The following is a 20,198-nucleotide window of genomic DNA, read 5'->3' on the forward strand; positions in this document are numbered from 1 at the left end:
ATGCTGATTAGGGGGTATTGTCTTGTTCTTGTTTCAAGCAAACGTGAGTAATTGGCTTGATAAATGGAAACTCTGGCGAATCTCGAATCATTCGTGAAAGCCGCGCAAGGCGGCAGCTTTGCTCAAGCCGCACGCATGCTGGGATTGACCGCGGCCGCCGTTAGCCGAAACGTGGCAATGCTCGAACGCAACCTCGGAATACGGCTCTTTCAACGATCCACCCGCAAGCTCACGCTCACCGAAGCCGGCGAACGCTTTCTCATGTCGATCGATGGCAACCTGGACGCACTCCAGAGCGCCATTACCCAAGCGCAGGCACAAAGCGGCGAACCGGCAGGCGTCCTGAAAGTGAGCATGAGCCCGACCTTCGGCATCATGCACATGCTGCCGTTGTTACCGCCGTTTCTGGCGCGCTACCCGCACATCCGCCCGGAGTGGCACTTCGAAAACCGGCCCGTGGATTTGATCGCCGAGAGCTACGACGCCGCGATTGGCGCCGGCTTCGAACTCGCGCCCGGACTCGTATCTCGTCCGCTTGCCCCGGTGCATGGCATCGTCGTGGCCGCTCCGGCCTATATGTCCGGCCGGGCGCCGCCCACCGATCCCTCAGGACTTGCGGCCTATCGCGGCATTGTCATGCGCTCGACCGGCACGGGGCGAATCCGCCACTGGATGCTACGGAATGCGAACGGTGTGGAGATGGCGGAAGCACTCGATGAAACCATCGTCTTGAATGATCCCGCCGCGATTCGCGAGGCCGCGCGGCTCGGTTTGGGCGTGGCGTTGATTGCGCTGGCCGATGTGCAACCCGACCTGGAGCGCGGAGATCTCATTCGGCTGCTTCCGGACTGGACCGTCGATGTCGGCACGATCTCGCTTTACTACACGTCACGCACGCTTGTATCGGCCAAGACACGCGTCTTCGTGGATTTCGTCGTCGACACGTTCAGGAACGAGAAGGCGGGCCACTTCGATCCACGGCAGGAACGTGTTCGATTCTGAATGCAGCCTTCAGGGCCGCGCCTGCTGCCATTGCAGGATCGGATGCGTCGCGCCGGCGGGCATTGCCCACGCACCGGACGGGCTGAAATCGTATCCGCCGAAACTCGATGCCTGCGCCATGGCCGCGTTGGTCAGGCCGTTCGACATCGGCGGAACGGTGCCGACATTCTGGTTCGTCTGAACCGGATAGTTTTGCCCGGTCGATTCCGCGTTCCAGTACACGTCGCTCCAGATGGTGCCGCGGTTATAGGTGGCGATGCCGCCGGTCAGCGAGAAGGTCGGATCGGCGGCCGTGAGCGTCCCGGTTCCGAACGATTGCGAGATCACGCCCGCGTTGTTGTAGACGAGCGATCCGCCGCTGACGACGCCGGCCAGCGTGCTCGTCGAATACGACTGCGCGATCGTCCCGACATTGATGCTGACGAGCCCGCCCGCGTCCGCCTGCGTGCCGGGACTGCCCAGGTGGCTCGCGGCGTACGACTGCAGGATCGTGCCGTTGTTCTCGCCCACGAGCCCGCCCATGAAGCCGTTGCCGCCGAGTGTCGCGCTGCTCCACGAACGCTCGATATGGCCGTCGTTGCGCCCGACGAGCCCGCCCGCCGTGATCGGCGGGTCTGCCCGCAAGCTGCCGGTCGCCCAGGTGTTTTCGATCAGGCCGCTGCTTTGTCCCGCCAGCAGTCCGAAATATCCGGCCGCCGAACGGTCGATGTCCGCGTTCGCCATCCCCACGTTGCGCACGACGCCCGCGTTGCCGATCACGCCGAACAGGCCGGTGTAATCGATCACCGCGTCGGTGAAGGGATACGCGTGATAGTTGCCGATGGTGTGGCCGAAGCCGTCGAACTGGCCGACGAACGGCGTCGAGAGAATCTGGCCGATGGGGTGGAACGGGTCGAGCGCGGTGGAACTCGCGTCGATATCGCGGCCGAGCGCGTAGTTGCCGGTCAGGTCTTGTGCGACTTGCGCGAGATCCGCGACAGTGTTGACGAGCTTGTAGGCCGTGACTTGCGTGACCAGCCCGCTGAACGGCGCGGGCGTCCAGAAACGGTTGCTCGACACGGTGCCCGGCGACGACGTGCTGTTCATGTCGTAGAACAGACTGGCGATGCCCTTGCTCTGCGACCAGTCGATCGTCCCTTTGTTGTCGATGCCGCCGCCGTTGTCGATCGCGCCCGAATCCGCGCGCAACGTGAGATTGCCGCTTCCCGTGTTGGCGATGGTGCTGCCCGCCGCTACCGTGATGCTGTGCGGCGCGTTGAACGCAAGCGCCGCGCTGCCGGTCCAGCGGATGCTGCCGCTCAGCGCGATATCGCCGGTCGCCGCGACATTCACCGCCGTGCCGGCATTCAGGCTGCGCGACAGGGCGTCGCCGGCGGCGGCATCGAGCGAGACGGCCGGGGAGGTCACGTTCCATTGGCCCGCGCTGATGGTCGCGCCCGACAGGTCGAAGGACGCCGCGCTGCTATCGACCGTGCCGCCGCTGGTGTTGCCGTTGGTTGCGGTAATCGCGCTATTCGCGTGGATTTCGCCCTTGCCCGCGACCAGCCAGACGTGGCCGTCGCGCACGGCGGTGCCGGTCGCCCGGATGGCGCTGGTCTTGCCCGCAAGCGCGAAGACGTTGCCATCGGCCGCTTGCAGGCTGATCTGCGCCGCGCGGATCGCGCCCGCGTTCGTGATGGTGCCGCCCGAACCGAGATCGAGCCGGACCTGACGGCCGCTCGCGCTGTCCTGCAAGGTCACCTGCGTGCCGGTGGCGAGTTCCGCCGTGCCCTTGGGGGCATCGATCGAGCCGCGATTCTCCACTTGCGACCGGGCGATCAGGAACACATCGCCGCCGCTCGATGTGATCTTGCCGAGATTGACGACCGCGCCGTTGCCGCCATTGGACAACGCGAGCGGGCCGCCCGCCATGAACGCCGCCGTGTTCGCGGCAAGCGACGACGCCAGGAATTGCCCGCCCGTGTTGACCACGCCGGTGGCGCCGATCACGACGCCTTGCGGGTTCATCACATACACGGTGCCGGTGCCGGTGAGCGCGCCGAGAATCATGGATGCGCCGCCGCCGCCGACCACGCGATTGAGCGTCGCGCCGCTGCCGTTGTCGATCGCGACCTTGCCGCCTTCGCCAATCGAGAAGCTCGTCCAGTTGATGACACCGCGCGTGGACGTCTGATTGACGGTGACCGAATCCGCGCCGGTCGTGATCTTGCCGCCACCGGCTTCGAACACGCCGCGCACGGGCAGCACGGGTGCGGCGAACGTGGCGGTGGCATCGGCGAGTACGAGACCGAGAAGGAGCAAACGGCGACGTTGCATGGTTCCTCCGTCACTTCATGGCCGATGACCGCGAACGCGCGTCAATCGTCGGAACAGAGTTGTACATGGATGCTTTTTACGCCGCCCGTCAGGAAGGGAAATGTACGTTACCGCACATAACGCGGTCAAGGCGTTTGTCGTCAAGCTGACTGAAGCGCGCTGCTTTTGCCGAAGAAAACGGCGATGCAGCGACATCATTTGGCGCTGCGAACCATTGACGCGGTCACCCTCGCTCCGCCAAAACTTTGCATAATTTCGTTGTCTGAACTATTCTCCACGACGTTGTACAGCACGAGACCGGAGCCGCGATGCGACCAGCCGGCACGTAGCCATCCACGCGCCGGTTCATGTTGCATGTGTGACGTGCCTGAACGGCCGGAGGATTCATGTCTCGCTCGTGCGCTTTTCCTTGCGCGACGCCGCTCGCGCGTGCGTTATCGCTCGCCTTCGGCGCGACCGTCCTGTTTCGCGCGATGCCCACGTTCGCCGCGTGCGACAACCTCGCGCCGCGCACCGGCCAAACCGCCACGTGCGACACGCGCGCGCCCAACCCATCGGCCTCGCCCGTGGTCGCGGCAGCGAACAGCGTCAACGTGCGGATCGACGTGACGCCGCAGGCCGTGCTGAACATCAACGGTGGTCCGGCGCTCGTGGTGCGCGATAACAGCAAGATCGACAATCGCGGCACGCTCGCTGTCAATGGCACCGATGCCGATGCCATCCGCGCGCAGAGCAGCGGCAGCGGTCACGATATCCTCGTCAACGAAGGCGCGGTCTCGACCACCGGCACGAACGCGGAAGGCATGGTCAATGTCGGCGCGGGCGCGGGCGCGCGGATGGGCAACGCGCGGACCGGCACGATCGCGACGAGCGGCACGAACGCATCCGCGATGCGCGACGCCGGCAGCGCGGGCGGCGGCACGCTCGTCAACGAAGGCACGCTCGGGACGACCGGGGCCGCGTCGTTCGGCATGGCCACGCAGGCGCACGGCGATGTGCTCATCAATACCGGCAGCGGGCGGATCACGACATCGGGCGCAGGATCGCACGGACTCTATGCCTCGGGCGCGGGAACCGGCGCGGGCAACACGCTCATCAACAACGGCACGATCAACGTGTCGGGGCGCGGCTCGAACGGCATCGAATCGCTCGATGCAAGCGGCGACACCATCACTAACACCGGCAAGATCACGGCAAGCGGCGTGAATGGCATCGGCATCCACGCGACCGGGACGACGAAGATCGTCAATACGACGAGCGGCGTGATCGCAAGTCAGCAGGGAAGCGGCATCTCCGCCGAGGCCGCGAGCACGATCGACAACGCCGGCACGGTGAACGGCGCCGTGAGCATGAACGGATTCTCCACGCTCACCAACAGCGGCACGATCACGGGCGGCGTGGGCGCGACCAAGGGGCTCAACCTCGACAACAGCGGCAGCATAGAAGGCGCGGTGGGCGTCGCGATCACGGGCGGCAACGGCAACTTCACCAACTCGGGCACGATTCGCGGCACCAGCGCATCGGCCATCATCGCGAATACGAGCGCGACGATCGTCAACAGCGGGACGCTCGTCGGGAGCGATTCCGCCGCCGACATGGGAACGCCGAGTTCGCACATCACCAACACCGGCACGATGATCGGCGTGAACCGCGCGGGCGCCTCGTTCGAGAACGGCGGCACGCTGAACAACGCGGGCGGCACCATCACCGGTTTCACCGATGGCGTGTTTTCTCAACGCAGCGGCACATTCTCGAGCAGCGGCGCGATCACCGGGCAGACGGTGGCAGGCATCGAGATGCAGGGCGGCGGCACGTTCACCATCCTGAAAGGCGGAACGGTGACCGGACCGACCGGCGTGGTGATCGGCACGCTGCCCGCGACCATCGTCAACGGCGGCACGATTCTCGGCACCGATAGCCTCGGGCGAGGCATCATGACGCGCAGCGGCGCGAACATCGAGAACACCGGGCTGATTCAGGGGTCGCTCGGTATCGACATTTTCTCGGGCACGGGCAACATCACCAACAGCGGCACCATCAACGGCACGCACGGCGCGGCGATCAACCTGGCGCAGGGCGGCAACGTGACGAACAGCGGCACGCTCAGCGGCTTCCAGGGCATCACGACGACCGGCGCGCCGGTGCAGATCACCAATTCGGGCAACATTCCCACGGGCATCGATGTGAGCGCGGGCGGCTCGCTGAACAACAGCGGCACCGTCAGCTTTCTCTTTTTGCGCGACGGCGTGATGAACGTGGTCAATTCCGGCATGCTCGGCGGGGTTTCGGTTCAGATCGAATCGAGCACGCCCGCGAGCCTCACGCTGACCAACACGGGACACATCGCGCCGCAATCGCTTTTCATCGCGGCCATTTCGACGGATATCGGCAACGACACGGTCAACATGAACGCGGGCAGCATCGACGGCGCGGTCAGTCAGGGCGCGGGCAACGATACGTTCAACATGAACGGCGGCGTGGTCACCGGGGCCATCACGCAGGGTTCGGGCGACGACAGTTTCACCATGAACGGCGGCCAGATCGTCTCGCTGGATCAGGGCGTCGGCCACAACACGTTCGCCATGACGGCCGGGCTGATCTCCGGCGATGTCTCTGGCAGCGATGTGGCGCGCATGTCGGGCGGGCACGTCGGCGGGAACGTGAATCTGAATGCCGGCAACAGCACGTTCACGATGTCCGGCGGGCAGGTCGACGGCGACGTGAGCGCGTTGATCGGCCGCGACATCTTCACGATGACCGGCGGCACCATCGCCGGGCGCGTGCTGCTCGGCACCGGGGCGAACGGCGTGTATATCACCGGCGGTTCGATCGGACAGGGCGTGACGACATCGACCGGGAACGACACGTTCAGCTGGACGGGCGGCACGCTCGCCGGGGCAATCGTGCTCGGCGCGGGCAACGATAACGCGATCGTCGGCCATCTGACCGACAGCACGCTCGCGGCGGTCACGCGGATCGACGGCGGCGTCGGCAACGACACGCTCACGCTCGATGGCACGCATATGAGCGGCCTGTCGCGCCTGACGGGCTGGGAGTCGATCTCCACCGGCGACAACACGCAACTCACCTTCGATGCACGCGGCCTCACGCTCGGCGACGGCGTTTCGGGCACCGGCACGTTCTCGACTTCGGGCACCACGACGCTGTTGGCGGGCGGCATCGGCCAGACGTCGATTTCGCCGTATGTCGCGGGGCAACTCGTCACGTTCGACAATCACGCGACCATCGACCTGACCAACGGCGGCGCGAGCGCGAACGACCGCTTCGTCGTCAACGGCAACTACAACGGACTGGGCGGCGCGCGGCTGCAACTGCAAAGCGTGCTGGGCACGGACAATTCGCCGAGCGACCGCCTCGTGATCTCACGCGGCGCAGGGACCGGCAAGACCGTGGTCTCGGTGACGAACGTGGGCGGCGCGGGCGGCATGACGCGCGGCGACGGAATCATGGTCGTGCAGGCGACCAACGGCGCGCACACGGACCTGGGTTCGTTCACGCTCGGGCAGCCAGTGTCGGCGGGCGCGTATTCGTATCTTTTGTTCAAGGGCGGCGTGAGCGCGGGCACCGGCGAGAACTGGTATCTGCGTTCGAGCACCACGTTGCCTGCCGCGCTCTCGGGCGTGACGCCCACGGGTACGGGTGACCCGGCTTCGACAATAGGCATGGCAAGGGGACGCGAAACGAACATGGCGCTGCCGGTCGCGACGGCGGCGGCCGCCACCGACCCGGTGCCGCTGTATCGTGAAGAAGTGCCGGTCTATTCGGAGATTCCGGCTTTATCCCGCGAACTCACGCTGCAGCAGATCGGCACGTTCCACGACCGTCAGGGCGAGCAGGCGCTATTGACTGAAAGCGGCGCGTTGCCGGCTGCGTGGGTGCGCATGTGGGGCGGCCATGCGACGCTGCACAGCGAGGGCGCGGCGGACCCGGAATTCAGCGGCGGCATCGGCGGCGTGCAGGTCGGCCACGATCTCTACGCCGATGGCGCGCCGGGCGGGCATCGCAATCACTATGGCTTTTTTGTGGGCTTCGCGCGCGCGAGCGGCGACGTGAGCGGCTTCGCTTTGGGTGTGCCGAACAGCGACGCCGGCCATCTGTCGATGAACGCATACACCGCCGGCCTCTACTGGACGCACATCGGCCCGGGCGGCTGGTACACGGACGCGGTCGTGCTCGGCAGTTCGCTGACGGTCGATCCATCGTCGGAGCGCGGCGTGGGCGCATCGACGCACGGCACGGCGCTGGGCGCATCGCTCGAAGCGGGCCTGCCGATCGCGTTGTCGTCGATGTTCGGCATCGAGCCGCAAGCGCAACTCATCTGGCAACACGTCACGCTCAACGATTTCGACGACGGCATTTCGAGCGTGTCATTGCACGAAGCAGGCGGCCTGACGGGCCGTCTCGGCGTGCGTCTGTTCGGCCGTTTCGATGCGGCGGGCACCTCGTGGGAGCCGTATGTGCGCGCGAACCTGTGGCGCACCTTTGGCGCCACCGATACGGTGACGTTCGCCGGCTCCGATGTGATTCCGGCGAGCGTCTCGGCGACGTCCGCGCAGTTCGGCGCCGGCATCGTCGCCAAGGTTAGCGCGCGCGGAAGCGTCTACGCGAACGTCGGTTATACGATGAATGTGAACGGTCCGAACCGGAGCGCGATCGAGGGCGGCGCGGGCGTGCGCTGGGCGTGGTGAGCGAAAGGGCAGCTTGCGGCCGAATCACGCGCGCCGCTTTCTCTGCTTTGCATTGAGCGAACGAAACTCCGCGCGCATGACCTTCAACAACTCGCGCGCCGCAAACGACAAGGCCCGGTCGCGATGAATGCACAAACTCGTGCGGGATTCCGACAGTTCCTTCGATTCCACCGGTATCGGACGCAACACGCCTTCGTTCAATTCGCGCTGCACGGTGAGCGTGGGCATGAAGGCGATCATCGTGCCGGTCATCGCCATGGCTTTGGTCAGTTCGAGCGAATTCGTGGTGATCGCCGGTTCGAACTCCGAACGATATCGGGCGAACGCGCGCTCGATCAGTTGCCGCAAGCCGAAGCTCGATTCCGCGAGCGCCATGGGTTCGTCGATCAGTTGACTGATCTTGAGTTGCGATGCATCCGCGAACCGATGATCCGGCGACACCAGACACGTCACCGGCTCCACATATTCCTCGATGTTCTGTATCTCATCGCGCGTGGGCGCGTTGAAGGTCAGGCCAATGTCGGCTTCATGTTCCAGCAGCGCCGCCATGATCTGATCCGTCGATGACGAACGGATATGAAAGCGTATGCCCGGATACAGCTTGCGAAACTCGCTGACCAGACGCGGCAACCAGTCCGATACCAAACCCTCGATCACGTGAATGCGCACTTCGCCGCGCCGCAGCCCGCGCATGTCGTCGAGCGACTGACGCGCATTGGCGAGATCGAGCATCACGCGGCGCGTTTGCCGCCAATAGGTTTCGCCCGCGTTCGTGAGCGCCACGCCCGCCTTGGAGCGAAAGAACAGCACCGCGTCGAGATCGGTTTCGAGTTGCGCGATCTGCCGGCTCACGGCAGACGGCGCGATATGCAGCAAGTCGGCCGCGCGGCGAATGGAGCCGAGCCGCGCGACCTCATGGAAATAACGCAGGGAAAGCAGTTTCACGAATCGATCCGCACAGGTGGACGCACGACACACGTTTGGACTGCGCCGCTCCAAACCGCGTCCATGCCAAAAGGGTGCATGGCCATAAAAGTCTCGTCCAGCCCTTCAAAATAACGTGGTGCGGGCGCATCGGCGCGCAAATGTTTGCATCATGCACGCGCTCGGCCACGTCTGGAGGTGTTGCTATATCGGCAACGATAAGCATCAATTTCGGCGCTTGTCCGCACAATATGGCGTCCCTAACCTGTGCTCATTGAACGGGACGCCACGCACGATATTCAGAACGCGATGCGTCCTTCGACCGGATGATGAGGATCGACATGGCGCAGCGAAGAAGCATGACCGGGCAAAACGAGCTGATCGACGAAGGCTTCGTCGTCGCTCGTGTAGTCGCGCGGCGCGCTTGCCATGTAGCTGTCCCATTGCGCTTCGGTGCGCGGCCCGCAGATCACGGAAGTCACCTTGCGGTTGGCGAGCACCCACTGTTGAGCGAGCGCGCTGGCGGTGGTGCCGGTGCGTTCGGCGTAGTCGGCGAGCCGTTGCGCGATCACGAGCGATTCCTCGCGCCACTCCGCCTGCAACATGCGCGGATCGGCGCGGCCGGCACGCGTATCCGCACCCGGCGCTTCACCCGGCGCGTACTTGCCCGTGAGAATGCCGCGCGCGAGCGGGCTATACGTCACCACGCCCACGCCATAGTGCGATGCCGCCGGCAAATGCTCGACCTCGGCCTCGCGATTGACGATGTTGTAGAGCGGTTGCGTCGCGGCCGGCCGGTCGATGCCCGCTTCATCCGCGAGACGCACGGTTTCGGCGAGCCGCCACGCCTTGAAGTTCGACACGCCGAAGTAACGCACCTTGCCGTGCCGGATGAGATCCGCGAACGCGCGCACCATCTCGCCGAGCGGCGCGTTGAAGTCCGCGCGATGCACATAAAGCAAGTCGATGTAGTCGGTGCCGAGCCGCGCGAGACTGTCCTCGACCGCACGCATGATCCACTTGCGCGACATGCCTTGTTCGTTGGGACGCGCGCCCATGGGATTGCCGACCTTGGTCGCGACGATCCAGTCATCGCGTTGGTTCGCAATGGCGCTGCCCACCACGCGTTCCGATTCGCCCGCGTGATACATGTCCGCCGTGTCGATGAAGTTGACGCCTTGTTCATGCGCCTTCGCGACGATGCGATGCGCCGTGAGCGCATCGGTCTGGCCGCCGAACATCATCGCGCCGAGACAGATCTTCGAAACCTGCAGGCCGGTGCTGCCGAGATACGTGTAAGACATCGCGATTCCTTGAATACATCGGTTGAGGTGTGCGCACTTTACGCAGCCAAAACGCCTTGCTCCAAGCGAAAAAAGCAACACGACGCGTTACTCCAAGAGATCGGAGCGCTGAGTCCAAACCCGGCGATTTCAGGCGTGTCAATCTAGTAGTGCCAATCAACGACTGACTCCATCAACATCCATCACGACATGAACGAACATATTCATCCCGAAGGCTGGACCACTTCATTCACGCATCTCTCCTGGGGCGTGAAAGCCGATAAGGCGGTCTACGTGGCCGGCATGCTTTCGACCGACCCCGTCAGCGGCGCGATCACCGGTCACGGCGATATCAACGCGCAGACGCGGCAAGTGATCGAGAACATCAAGGTCGTGCTGGAAGCCGCGGGCGCGACCCTCGAAGACGTCACGATGAACCACATTTTCATTCGCGACATGACGTACTACGCCGAGATGAACAAGGTCTACATGGAGTATTTCAAGGAGCCGCGTCCCGCGCGTTTCTGCGTGAAGCTCGAAATGGTGAAGCCGGAGTTTCTCGTCGAGATCGCGACTGTCGCGCATATCGGCTGACGGGCCCTTTTAAACTTAATACTCACGCAAAAACAATCCAATGCCCAGCGCACGAATCAACGGAGTCGATCTGCATTACGAGATCCATGGGTCGGGTCCGCTGCTTTATTTGATCTCCGGTCTCGGCGGCAGCGCGCGCTTCTGGGAACCGAATCTCGATGCGCTCGCCCGCGATTACACGGTAGTCCTTCACGATCAGCGCGGCACGGACCGTAGCGAGCGGCCCGAAAGCGCGTATTCCGTCGAATTGCTCGCCGATGACGTGCTCGCGCTGATGGACCATCTCGGTCATGCGAGCGCGTGCTTTGTCGGTCATTCGACGGGCGGAGCGATCTGTCAGGTGCTCGCGACGAAAACGCCCGCGCGCGTCGAAGCCATGGTGCTGTACGCATCGTGGCCCGCAACGGATGCGCATTTTCGCTGGTGTTTCAAGCTGCGCCGCAACGTGCTGGATGGCGCGGGCACGCAGGCGTACGCGCACGGCAACATCCTTTTCATGTATCCCGCGTGGTATGTGCAGGACAACGCCGAAGCGCTCGAAGCCGAAGCGCGAGGTGCGGCAGACATGGCGCAGCCGTATGCGGTCGTGACGGCGCGCATCGATGCCATTCTCGCGTTCGACTGGTTGAAGCATTTGCCGCATGTGAAGACGCCGACGCTTATCGTCTGCGCCGCCGACGACATTCTCACGCCGCCCTATCAGTCGCGCAGGCTCGCGCAGGCCATAACAGGCAGCAGGCTCGAAGTGCTGGAAACAGGAGGGCATAGCTGTTCGCGTGTCGTGCCTGAAGCGTTCAACGCGCTCGTCAGCGGTTTTCTTTCGTCAGCCGCTTAAGGAAAGGCACCGTGCTCGAACTCTCTCATTTCGATGCCGCGACGTTGCCCGATGCAGCGCGCACGCCTGCATGGGAACGCTTCGCCGAAGACCTCGACTGGAGCATCGCGCCACGCGATCCGGCAGATGAGCTGCTCGTTCGCGCACGACGCTGGCGTGCGCCGGGCGGCTTCGAGATGGTGAATGTGCGCATTGAAGGGCAGAGCATCACGACGGAAGATCATCGCAGGCCTAACGAATATTGGCTGGCTTATGTCGTGGCCGGTGCGGCGCGCGTGCGGACACAAAGCGACTCGCTTACGCTGGAACAGGGCGATATCGTGTTCGGTCCGCTCGGTCATCGGCTGGTGATCGAGTCTGCCGATGCGTTGACGCTCGAATACGTGCAGCTTCCACGTTCGGGCCGCGTGCCGCGCTTTCTCGCATCCGCCGCGTTGAAAGCGGTGCAGCCGGTGCGTTCGAACACGGGCGCGGCGCGCATGCTCGGCGCGCTGATCGAAACCTTCGTGCGCGCCTGCGATTTGATGAGCGAAGCGGAAGTGCGCGCCATCGAGCTGTCGATCTGCGAGTTCTTCATCGCGGCGCTGGCGGCATCGCCCGACCGGCGCGACATGACAGCGAGCCGCGCGGTATTGCTGAGCCGCGCGCATGAAGCGATCGACCGGCATCTGCGCGATGCGGGCATCTCGCCTGCAAGCGTCGCGCCCTTGTTGTCGATTTCGCCGCGCTATTTGCAGAAGATCCTCAACGAAGGCGGCGAGGCCTTCAATCTTTATGTGCGCCGCCGCAGGCTGGAAAGCGCATACGAAGAACTGATGAACCCGGTGTACTTCCGCGAGAGCATTTCCGAAGTCTGCTTTCGCTGGGGCTTCAACGATTCGGCGTATTTCAGCCGCGTTTTCAAGCGTCATTTCGGCATTTCGCCTTCGCAGCATCGCGACAACTGGAAGCGTCACGAAGCAGCTTGCACGCGCGAGGATCTCGCGGAATCGCAGTCGTCTTCATAAAGAACAAGGCACGAACATGATTTCCTCACCTTCGCTCAATGTCTTACGCAGCACGCGCGAACGCAGGGCTTCGAATCTCGGACCCGCACTCGCCGATGCATGGGCCAACGTGGCCGCACCGGTCGCCGTGATTGCACTGCGCGATGATTTCGGCCGATGCCATGCGACGACCGTCACCGCGTTCACCTCGATCTCGTTCGAGCCACCCGTGCTGATGATCGCGCTGGGGCATGCATCGAGCTTCCTGGCTCGCGTCGATGAAGACACACGGTTCGCGCTGTCCGTGCTCGAAAGCGCACAACAACACGTGGCCGCCGCGTGCGCCGTGAAATCCGATGATCGTCTGCGCGATGTCACCACGCTCGACGAAGGCTGGGGTCCGGTGGTGCGCGATGCATCGGCGTGCTTCGGTTGCACGATCAACCGCATCGTGGAAGCGGGCGATCACAAGCTGGTGTTCGCGGACATCGACACGGTAACTAGTGCGCGCGCATCGCACGGTCTGCTTTATTGGCAACGGCGCTTCGGCTTCTCGACGCCCGCCGACGCATGAATTCATCTCTCTCAACCTTGAGGTCACTTGACGTGAAACCCCACGCATTCTTTTTTCGCATTATCCGGCAAGCCGCCGTTGCGTTGATCGCCGCAAGCAGTCTGTCGGCCGCACAGGCCGCCGATCTGACCACCGTTCGCTTCGCGCTCGACTGGACGCCGAACACGGACCACACAGGCTTGTTCGTCGCCATCGATAAAGGCTATTTCAAGGATGCAGGCATCGATGTGAAGGTGCTGCCGTATAACCAGACTTCGCCCGATGCGCTGGTGAGCGCGGGCGTCGCCGATTTCGGCACGACGTTTCAGGATGCAGTGACGTTCTCCATCGCGGCGGGCGCGAAGGTCAAGTCCGTGTTCGCGATCGATCAGCATTGGGCGTCGTCCATCGGCGTGCTCGCGAGCCGCGATGATCTCAAGAGTCCGAAGGATCTCGAAGGCAAGAAGTTCGGCGGCGTGGGTGCGCCGGGTGAGCGCGCGATCGTCTCGCAGGTCATCAAGAACGCGGGCGGCACGGGGGACTTCAAGCACATCACGTTGCGCTCGTCGTATATCGAGGCGCTCAAGCAGGGCACGGTGGATTTCGCGTTGCCATACATGGCGTGGGAAGGGCTGGAAGCGAAGCGCGCGGGCAAGCCGGTGAAGTACTTCAAGTACACGGACTACGGTTTCCCGGATGCCTATGCCGTGATCGTGGTGTCGAATCCCGCATGGCTCAAGACGCATGACGCTTTCGCGCATAAGTTCGTGGCGGCGTTGCAGAAGGGCTATGAGTTCGCCGCCGCGCACCCGGAAGAAGGCGCGCAATCGCTTATCAAGCTTAATGCATCGGCGTTTCAGGACAAGGACTTCGTGATCGAGAGCCAGAAGATGCTCTCGCCCGACTATCGCGATGCGCAAGGCAAGGTCGGCACGCAGACGCTCGCGCAATGGTCCGGTCTTTCAGGTTTCCTGTTCAAGAAAGGCTTGCTTTCAGGCGCCGATGGCAAGCCGCTCAAGGGCGAGCCTAACTGGGCGGACTACTTTACCAACGACTATCTGACGAAGAACTAGTCGTGTCATTGGCATTCAAGTGTTGCGAGGACTTCCCATGCACGAACTCACATCGTCTGCGCCGCTCGGCGGTGACGGAGCGGAAATCATGACGGATGCCGCGGTCGTGGCAAAAGCGGCGAAGAGCGAGCCCTTGCGCGATGTGCTGGTGCGCGTGACGCCGCCCGTCGTGATCGTCATCGTGCTGTTGTTCGTGTGGGAGGCTGCGGTGCGTATCACGGGCGTGGCCCCAGAAATCTTGCCAGCGCCTTCGCGCGTGCTCGAAGCAGGGTGGGCCGCGCGCGCCGATCTGTGGGACAACACGCTGCCCACGCTGTATGTGACGCTGATCGGTTTTTCGGTGTCGCTGGTGATCGGCTGGGCGTTGGCCGTGGCGATCGATTTCTCGACATGGCTCAGGCGCGGGATGATGCCGCTGCTCGTTGCGTCGCAGACCATTCCGATCATCGCGATCGCGCCGCTCGTCATCATCTGGTTCGGTTTCGGGCTCTTGCCGAAGGTGCTGGTGATCGCGCTCGTCACGTTCTTCCCGGTGACGGTGGGACTGGTCGAAGGCTTCGATTCCGCGGACCGAGAATCCGCCAATCTGGTCAAGAGCATGGGCGGCGATCGCTGGAAGCTGTTCTGCTTCGTGCGTCTGCCTTCGGCATTGCCGGCGTTCTTCACGGCCTTGCGCATCAGCATCACGTATGCGGTGACGGGCGCGATCTTCGCGGAATACGTGGGCGCGGAGTTCGGTCTCGGCATCTACATGGGCATGCAGAAAAACGCGTTTCGAACGGACCTCGTGCTGGCCTCGGTAATCGTGACGGCGAGCCTGAGCGTGGCGCTGTTCTGTCTTACCTATGCGGTCGAATATGTCGTCGTGCCCTGGCATGTGAAGGCGCGTCGGCGCGGCAAATGAACGGGCGAACACAGCGGAACAGGAGCGTTTCATGAGCCTCAACAAGATCGAACTGCTGAACATTCGAAAGTCCTTCGCGCTGGGCAAAGGCGGGATGCGCGATGTGGTCGGCGACGTGTCGTTTCGCGCTGCGCCCGGCGAATTCGTGTCGGTGATCGGCCCGTCGGGCTGCGGCAAGAGCACGGTGTTCAACATCATGGCGGGGCTTGAGCCGCCTTCGAGCGGCCACATTCTGGTGGACGGACGCGACCGCACCGGCGATTGCACGCCGTTCGCGTATATGCCGCAAAAGGACCTGCTTTTTCCGTGGCGCTCGATTCTGGACAACACCGCGCTCGGTCTCGAACTAGCAGGCATGAAACGCAGGGATGCGCGTGCGAAGGCGCGCGAACTCTTTGCCGCATTCGGTCTAGCCGGATTCGAGGACAACTTACCATTCGAGCTTTCGGGCGGCATGCGTCAACGCGCGGCGTTTCTGCGCACGGTCGTGTTGGGCCGAGAGATTCTGTTGCTCGACGAGCCCTTCGGCGCGCTCGATTCACTCACGCGCATCGAGATGCAGAACTGGCTGCAGGGCGTGTGGTCCGAACACGCGTGGACCGCAGTGATGATCACGCACGACATCCACGAGGCGATTTTCTTGTCGGACCGCGTGGTCGTGCTCGGCGCGCGGCCCACGCGTGTACGGCTCGATCTGAAGATCGATCTGCCGCGTCCGCGCACGCTCGCAATGACGGCATCGACGGAATTCGGGCGGCTCGACGAACAATTGTTGGATGCCTTGCACGAAGAGTCACGCAAGGCGCTTGCGGGGCAACGCGCTGCATGAATGAATCGAAAGAAGGGAACATCATGAATATGAATAGCAAGGAACGCAGCAGCGTCGAACTCGGCGTGTTTCTCCCGGTCGGCAATGGCGGGTGGATCACATCAACGACCAGCCCGCAATTACCGGCGACTTACGACTACAACAAGGCCGTTGCATTGCTCGCGGAAGAACTGGGCTTCGACTTCGCGCTGAGCATGGCGAAATGGCGCGGCTACGGCGGCCCGAGCCAGCACTGGGACATTACGTTGGAATCCTTATCGACGATGTCCGCGCTCGCCGAAGCCACCACGCGCATTCAGGTATGGGGCACGGTGCATACGATGGTGTTTCATCCCGCCGTGGTCGCGAAGATGGCGGCGGTGATCGATCAAATATCGAAAGGACGCTTCGGGCTGAATATCGTCGCGGGATCGAACCCCTACGATCAGGGGCAAATGGGCCTGTGGCGCGATCTCGATCACGCGGGACGCTACGCGTTCGCCGAGGAATGGCTCACGGTGCTGAAACGCTTGTGGACCGAAGACCGCGTGAACCACAAGGGCGAGCATTTCACGCTGGAAGATTGCATGTCGAATCCCAAGCCTTCAGCGATGCCGCCGATCATCTGCGCGGGCGGTTCGGATACGGGCTTTCGCTTTACCATTCGCAATTGCACGGCGAGCTTTCTGCTCGGCAGCGACAAGGAGGATTTCATCAAGACCGGTAGACGTGCGAAAGAATTGGCCGCCGAAGTCGGCAAGCACGACTTCAAGACCTATGGGCTGTTCACCATCGTGCCGGGTGAAACCGATGCAATCGCGCAAGAGCGTGTCGACTATTTCAATTCGGGCGTGGACACCGAAGCACTCGACAATCAGACGCGCGAATACTCCGGCGACAAGAGCCTCGCGCAGAACACGATGGCCAAGCGCTTCATCGCGCAGGGCAACGCGGCGCAATCGCTGACGCCGGCGGCCATCGTCGGATCGCCGGAAACGATCGGCCGCAAGCTCGCGCATATCGTGAAGGGCGCGGACCTCGATGGCATCACCGTGATCGTGCCGGACTTCATCGACGATCTGCGCATCATCGGTACGAGCGTGGTCGATTCGCTCGCGGCGAGCGGCCTCAAAACGAATGCGCTGGATGCGCGCGGAGTCCACGCATGAGCGCGCGATACGTCAATCCCGAAGGGCTCAAGACGCAGAGCTATTACACACATGGCATCGTGCGCGAAGGCACGCCCGTGTTTCTGACGGGACAGGTTGCATGGGACGAAGCAGGGCAACTCGTCGGTGCGGGCGATATCGAAGCGCAAATGGCGCAGATATGGCGCAATATCGAAACCGCCGTGCATGCGCTCGGAGCCACGCTCGAACATATCGTGAAGATCGTGACATTCTCGACATCGCGCGAATGGTTGCCTGCGATTCACGCGGAACGTGGCAAGCATTTCGAAGCGGGGCGCTTTCCGGCAAGCACGTTCGTGCTGGTTTCGGGGCTTGTCGATCCTGAGATGCTCGTGGAAATAGATGTGACCGTGATGGTGAACGTCCGTTCGATTTGACCGTGATTCGCCGATTAACAGGGCACAACGGGCGATGATCGCGGCATGGCGCACGCGTTGTCCGCGATAAGGTAGGACCATCGAGTCATTTCTTTGGTCTTACGTGACATGGCAGCAGACGCGCCGAATGCAGTCGTGCTTCAGGCACATTCGTTCCGGCAGCGCGGACGCTTCGACGAAGCGCTCGCGCTGCTGCAACCGCTGTTAAAAGAACCCGGCGCCACGCACTCAGACCGCGTGCTGGCGTTGGATATCGCCGCGATCAGCTTACTCGGGCTGGGCCGCACGCAAGAGGCCGAGGCCTTCTGGAACGATGCAATCGCGCTCGCGCCCGATCACGTCGATGCACATAGCAATCTCGCGATCATGCTCAAGGGCCTCGGTCGCTTGCCGGAAGCCGAGCCGCATTTCCGGCGTGCGCTCCAACTGCGCCCGGATGCGGCGCAAATGCGCTTTCAACTCGCATGGGTGCTGTTTCGTCTGCAACGCTATGCAGAAGCGGAGCAGGAATATCAGCATGTATTGCGTTTATTGCCCGATGCCGCCGAAGCGCACAACAATCTCGGCAACGTGCTGGAAGTATTGGACCGTCTCGCGGAAGCGGAATCGCATGTGCGGATTGCGCTCACGCTCAAGCCGAATCTCGCGGAAGCGCACTACAACTTCGGCAGTCTGATGCGTCAGCAGCAACGGATCGATGAAGCTGAATCGGCCTATCGTCAAGCCATTGCCTTGCAGCCCGATTATCACGATGCACGCTTCGCGCTCGCCACGTTGCTATTGAGCGAAGGCCGCTTCGATGAAGGTTTCGCGCTTCACGAAGCACGTTACGATCATCCGCGCTTCGTGCATGCACAGTCGCGCGCACGCCTTCGATGCGCGCAATGGCAAGGCGAACCGCTTGCAGGCAAATCCGTGCTCGTGTGGCAGGAAGACGGCCTCGGCGACATGATTCAGTTCGCGCGCTATGTGCCGTTGCTGAGGGCGGCTGGCGCGCGGTACGTGACGGTGGCGTGCGTGAGCGCGTTGCACCGCTTGTTAGCCAATGCCGATGGCATCGATTCCGTGCTCGATCACGAAACCGCGCAGACCGGTTCACATCGATACGATTGCTGGACGAGTCTCCTGAGCGCGCCGCTTCATTTCAACACCACGGCCGATTCGATTCCCAGGCCTTTGCGCGTGCGTGCCGATGCGAGGCTCATCGAGCAATGGAGCGAACCGCTCGACGCGTTGCCCGGCACGTTCAAGGTCGGGCTCGCATGGAAAGGCAACGCGCAACATCATAACGACGCATTCCGCTCGTTGCCGTCGCTCGATACGCTTGCGCCGCCCTGGTCCGTTGACGGCGTAAGTTTCGTGAGCCTGCAGAAAGGGCAGGGCGAAGACGAGGTGATGCACGACCGCCCAATCCTGCATCTCGGCTCATCGATCACGGATCTCGCGGACACAGCGGCCATCATCGCGCAACTCGCTCTGGTGATCTGCGTGGATACGTCCGTCGCGCACCTGGCGGCATCGATGGGCAAGCCGTGCTGGGTGTTGTTGCCCTCGCGCGATCTCGACTGGCGCTGGATGCAGGGCCGCAGCGATTCGCCGTGGTATCCGGGAAACATGCTGCTGTGCAGGCAACGCCGGCACGAAAGCTGGAGCGATGTCGTCCAGCGCGTGACGCGCCTGCTTGCGGGATTCAAAAGCGCAGACCGAATTTAGAAGCCAACGCAAAGGTATGTGTTAAGGATTCCTTGGGTATTTGTAAGCCATTCGTTTGTCATCGAAAAAATCAGATCGCCCGATCAAAAATAGCTATTTACTTGCGCATTGATTCGCGGCATATAGTACTTCCACTGATTTCCCGCTGTCGTCCCTTTTTGCCTGAACGGAAACGCGCCCGTGGAGTTTCCGCGCGGCTCGTCGTCGGATGTCATGAATCCAGAACGCAAGTCCGGGCCGGGTGGACGTCTGACGCTATGCGAGTCGGAGGCGCGCATGCGTGCGGTCATCGAGCATGCGAAGGAACGCTTTCTGACAGTGGGCTTTCGCGAAACCACGCTGGACGATATCGCGCGCGACGCAGGCGTGGCGAAAAAAACGCTATACGGTCATTTCGGCAGCAAGGAGCGCTTGTTCAGCGCGGTGCTCGACATGGCGCGGCAGGACTGGCTCAACGATTTCCGCCGGATCGTGATAGACGGCGGCGAACCCGCCGAAGTGCTCGAACGCGCGGCGCTGCATCTGCTCGATGTCGGCACGCGCGAGGACATGACGCAGCTTTACTGGGTGCTGCTGGTCGAAGCGCGCCGCTTTCCGGCGCTCTCGGCGGCGCTGTACGACAAGCATGGAAGACTCGCCGGCATGGAGCCGCTCGAACGGTTTCTGCGCGAAGCGGCGGAACGCGGCACACTCCGGTTCGATGATGTCGAACTCGCCACCGAGCAGTTCGTGCATCTGGTGCTGGGCGGCGTGCGTGCGCGCATGCTGCTGGTAGGTGCGCCGCGTCCCGGCATCGCGCGGCGCAGGCTGATTGCGAAGCAGGCGGTCAGAATTTTTCTCGAAGGATGCGCAGCAAGATAACGACGATGCTTTCAACAGGCCGTCATCGCTTTCAAAATAGTTAGTCATACGAAAAACACGTTTGATCGGA

The 20,198-nt window shown here is 62.8% G+C and carries 16 protein-coding genes; 13 read left to right on the plus strand and 3 right to left on the minus strand.

Annotated features, from left to right (window positions below; genetic code table 11):
* The first annotated feature begins 63 nt into the window (after positions 1-63).
* The gene (locus ACZCWR_RS09110; protein WP_487300447.1) at positions 64-1,002 is read left to right on the plus strand and encodes a LysR family transcriptional regulator; all 939 of its coding nucleotides are present in this window, start codon (positions 64-66) and stop codon (positions 1,000-1,002) included.
* Between the two features lie 9 nt (positions 1,003-1,011).
* Here ACZCWR_RS09110 and ACZCWR_RS09115 read toward each other — a convergent pair whose 3' ends face one another.
* Positions 1,012-3,318 (minus strand): beta strand repeat-containing protein, encoded by a 2,307-nt coding sequence (locus tag ACZCWR_RS09115; protein WP_487300448.1) that lies wholly within the window; start codon positions 3,316-3,318, stop codon positions 1,012-1,014.
* Positions 3,319-3,704: 386 nt separating this feature from the next.
* Between ACZCWR_RS09115 and ACZCWR_RS09120 the strand changes: the two genes are divergently transcribed.
* Entirely contained in the window at positions 3,705-8,027 is a 4,323-nt protein-coding gene (locus ACZCWR_RS09120) for an autotransporter outer membrane beta-barrel domain-containing protein (protein WP_487300449.1), read from the plus strand.
* Between the two features lie 24 nt (positions 8,028-8,051).
* On the opposite strand, the gene ACZCWR_RS09125 is transcribed toward ACZCWR_RS09120, so the two are convergent.
* Both ACZCWR_RS09125 and ACZCWR_RS09130 read right to left on the minus strand, forming a co-directional pair.
* Positions 8,052-8,972 (minus strand): LysR family transcriptional regulator, encoded by a 921-nt coding sequence (locus ACZCWR_RS09125; protein WP_487300450.1) that lies wholly within the window; start codon positions 8,970-8,972, stop codon positions 8,052-8,054.
* A 278-nt stretch (positions 8,973-9,250) separates the two neighbouring features.
* Complete coding sequence (locus tag ACZCWR_RS09130; RefSeq protein WP_487300451.1) at positions 9,251-10,255, minus strand: aldo/keto reductase; 1,005 nt, start codon at positions 10,253-10,255, stop codon at positions 9,251-9,253.
* Between the two features lie 189 nt (positions 10,256-10,444).
* Between ACZCWR_RS09130 and ACZCWR_RS09135 the strand changes: the two genes are divergently transcribed.
* The 11 genes from ACZCWR_RS09135 to ACZCWR_RS09185 all read left to right on the plus strand — a co-directional run bounded on the left by ACZCWR_RS09135 (position 10,445) and on the right by ACZCWR_RS09185 (position 20,128).
* Complete coding sequence (locus ACZCWR_RS09135) at positions 10,445-10,828, plus strand: Rid family hydrolase (protein ID WP_487300452.1); 384 nt, start codon at positions 10,445-10,447, stop codon at positions 10,826-10,828.
* A 40-nt stretch (positions 10,829-10,868) separates the two neighbouring features.
* Positions 10,869-11,663 carry an alpha/beta fold hydrolase gene (locus tag ACZCWR_RS09140; RefSeq protein ID WP_487300453.1) on the plus strand — a complete coding sequence of 265 codons (795 nt, stop codon included), beginning with the start codon at positions 10,869-10,871 and terminating at the stop codon, positions 11,661-11,663.
* 11 nt (positions 11,664-11,674) lie between these two features.
* Positions 11,675-12,670 (plus strand): helix-turn-helix domain-containing protein, encoded by a 996-nt coding sequence (locus ACZCWR_RS09145; RefSeq protein ID WP_487300454.1) that lies wholly within the window; start codon positions 11,675-11,677, stop codon positions 12,668-12,670.
* A 16-nt stretch (positions 12,671-12,686) separates the two neighbouring features.
* Positions 12,687-13,223, plus strand: a complete 537-nt coding sequence (locus ACZCWR_RS09150; protein WP_487300455.1) for a flavin reductase family protein — start codon at positions 12,687-12,689, stop codon at positions 13,221-13,223.
* 32 nt (positions 13,224-13,255) lie between these two features.
* Complete coding sequence (locus ACZCWR_RS09155) at positions 13,256-14,275, plus strand: ABC transporter substrate-binding protein (protein WP_487300456.1); 1,020 nt, start codon at positions 13,256-13,258, stop codon at positions 14,273-14,275.
* A 37-nt stretch (positions 14,276-14,312) separates the two neighbouring features.
* Positions 14,313-15,179, plus strand: coding sequence for an ABC transporter permease (locus ACZCWR_RS09160; protein ID WP_487300457.1), 867 nt, complete (start codon positions 14,313-14,315; stop codon positions 15,177-15,179).
* 31 nt (positions 15,180-15,210) lie between these two features.
* Positions 15,211-16,008 carry an ABC transporter ATP-binding protein gene (locus ACZCWR_RS09165; RefSeq protein WP_487300458.1) on the plus strand — a complete coding sequence of 266 codons (798 nt, stop codon included), beginning with the start codon at positions 15,211-15,213 and terminating at the stop codon, positions 16,006-16,008.
* A gap of 23 nt (positions 16,009-16,031) precedes the next feature.
* A complete protein-coding gene (locus ACZCWR_RS09170; protein ID WP_487300459.1) occupies positions 16,032-17,156 on the plus strand; it encodes an LLM class flavin-dependent oxidoreductase in 1,125 nt (374 codons plus the stop codon).
* Positions 17,153-17,554, plus strand: coding sequence for a RidA family protein (locus ACZCWR_RS09175; RefSeq protein ID WP_487300460.1), 402 nt, complete (start codon positions 17,153-17,155; stop codon positions 17,552-17,554). Before ACZCWR_RS09170 ends, ACZCWR_RS09175 begins: the two co-directional genes overlap by 4 nt.
* A gap of 108 nt (positions 17,555-17,662) precedes the next feature.
* Complete coding sequence (locus ACZCWR_RS09180; RefSeq protein ID WP_487300461.1) at positions 17,663-19,267, plus strand: tetratricopeptide repeat protein; 1,605 nt, start codon at positions 17,663-17,665, stop codon at positions 19,265-19,267.
* Positions 19,268-19,447: 180 nt separating this feature from the next.
* The gene (locus ACZCWR_RS09185) at positions 19,448-20,128 is read left to right on the plus strand and encodes a TetR/AcrR family transcriptional regulator (RefSeq protein WP_487300462.1); all 681 of its coding nucleotides are present in this window, start codon (positions 19,448-19,450) and stop codon (positions 20,126-20,128) included.
* The last annotated feature ends 70 nt before the right edge of the window (positions 20,129-20,198 follow it).

This window comes from Caballeronia sp. A2-2 (assembly GCF_057612605.2).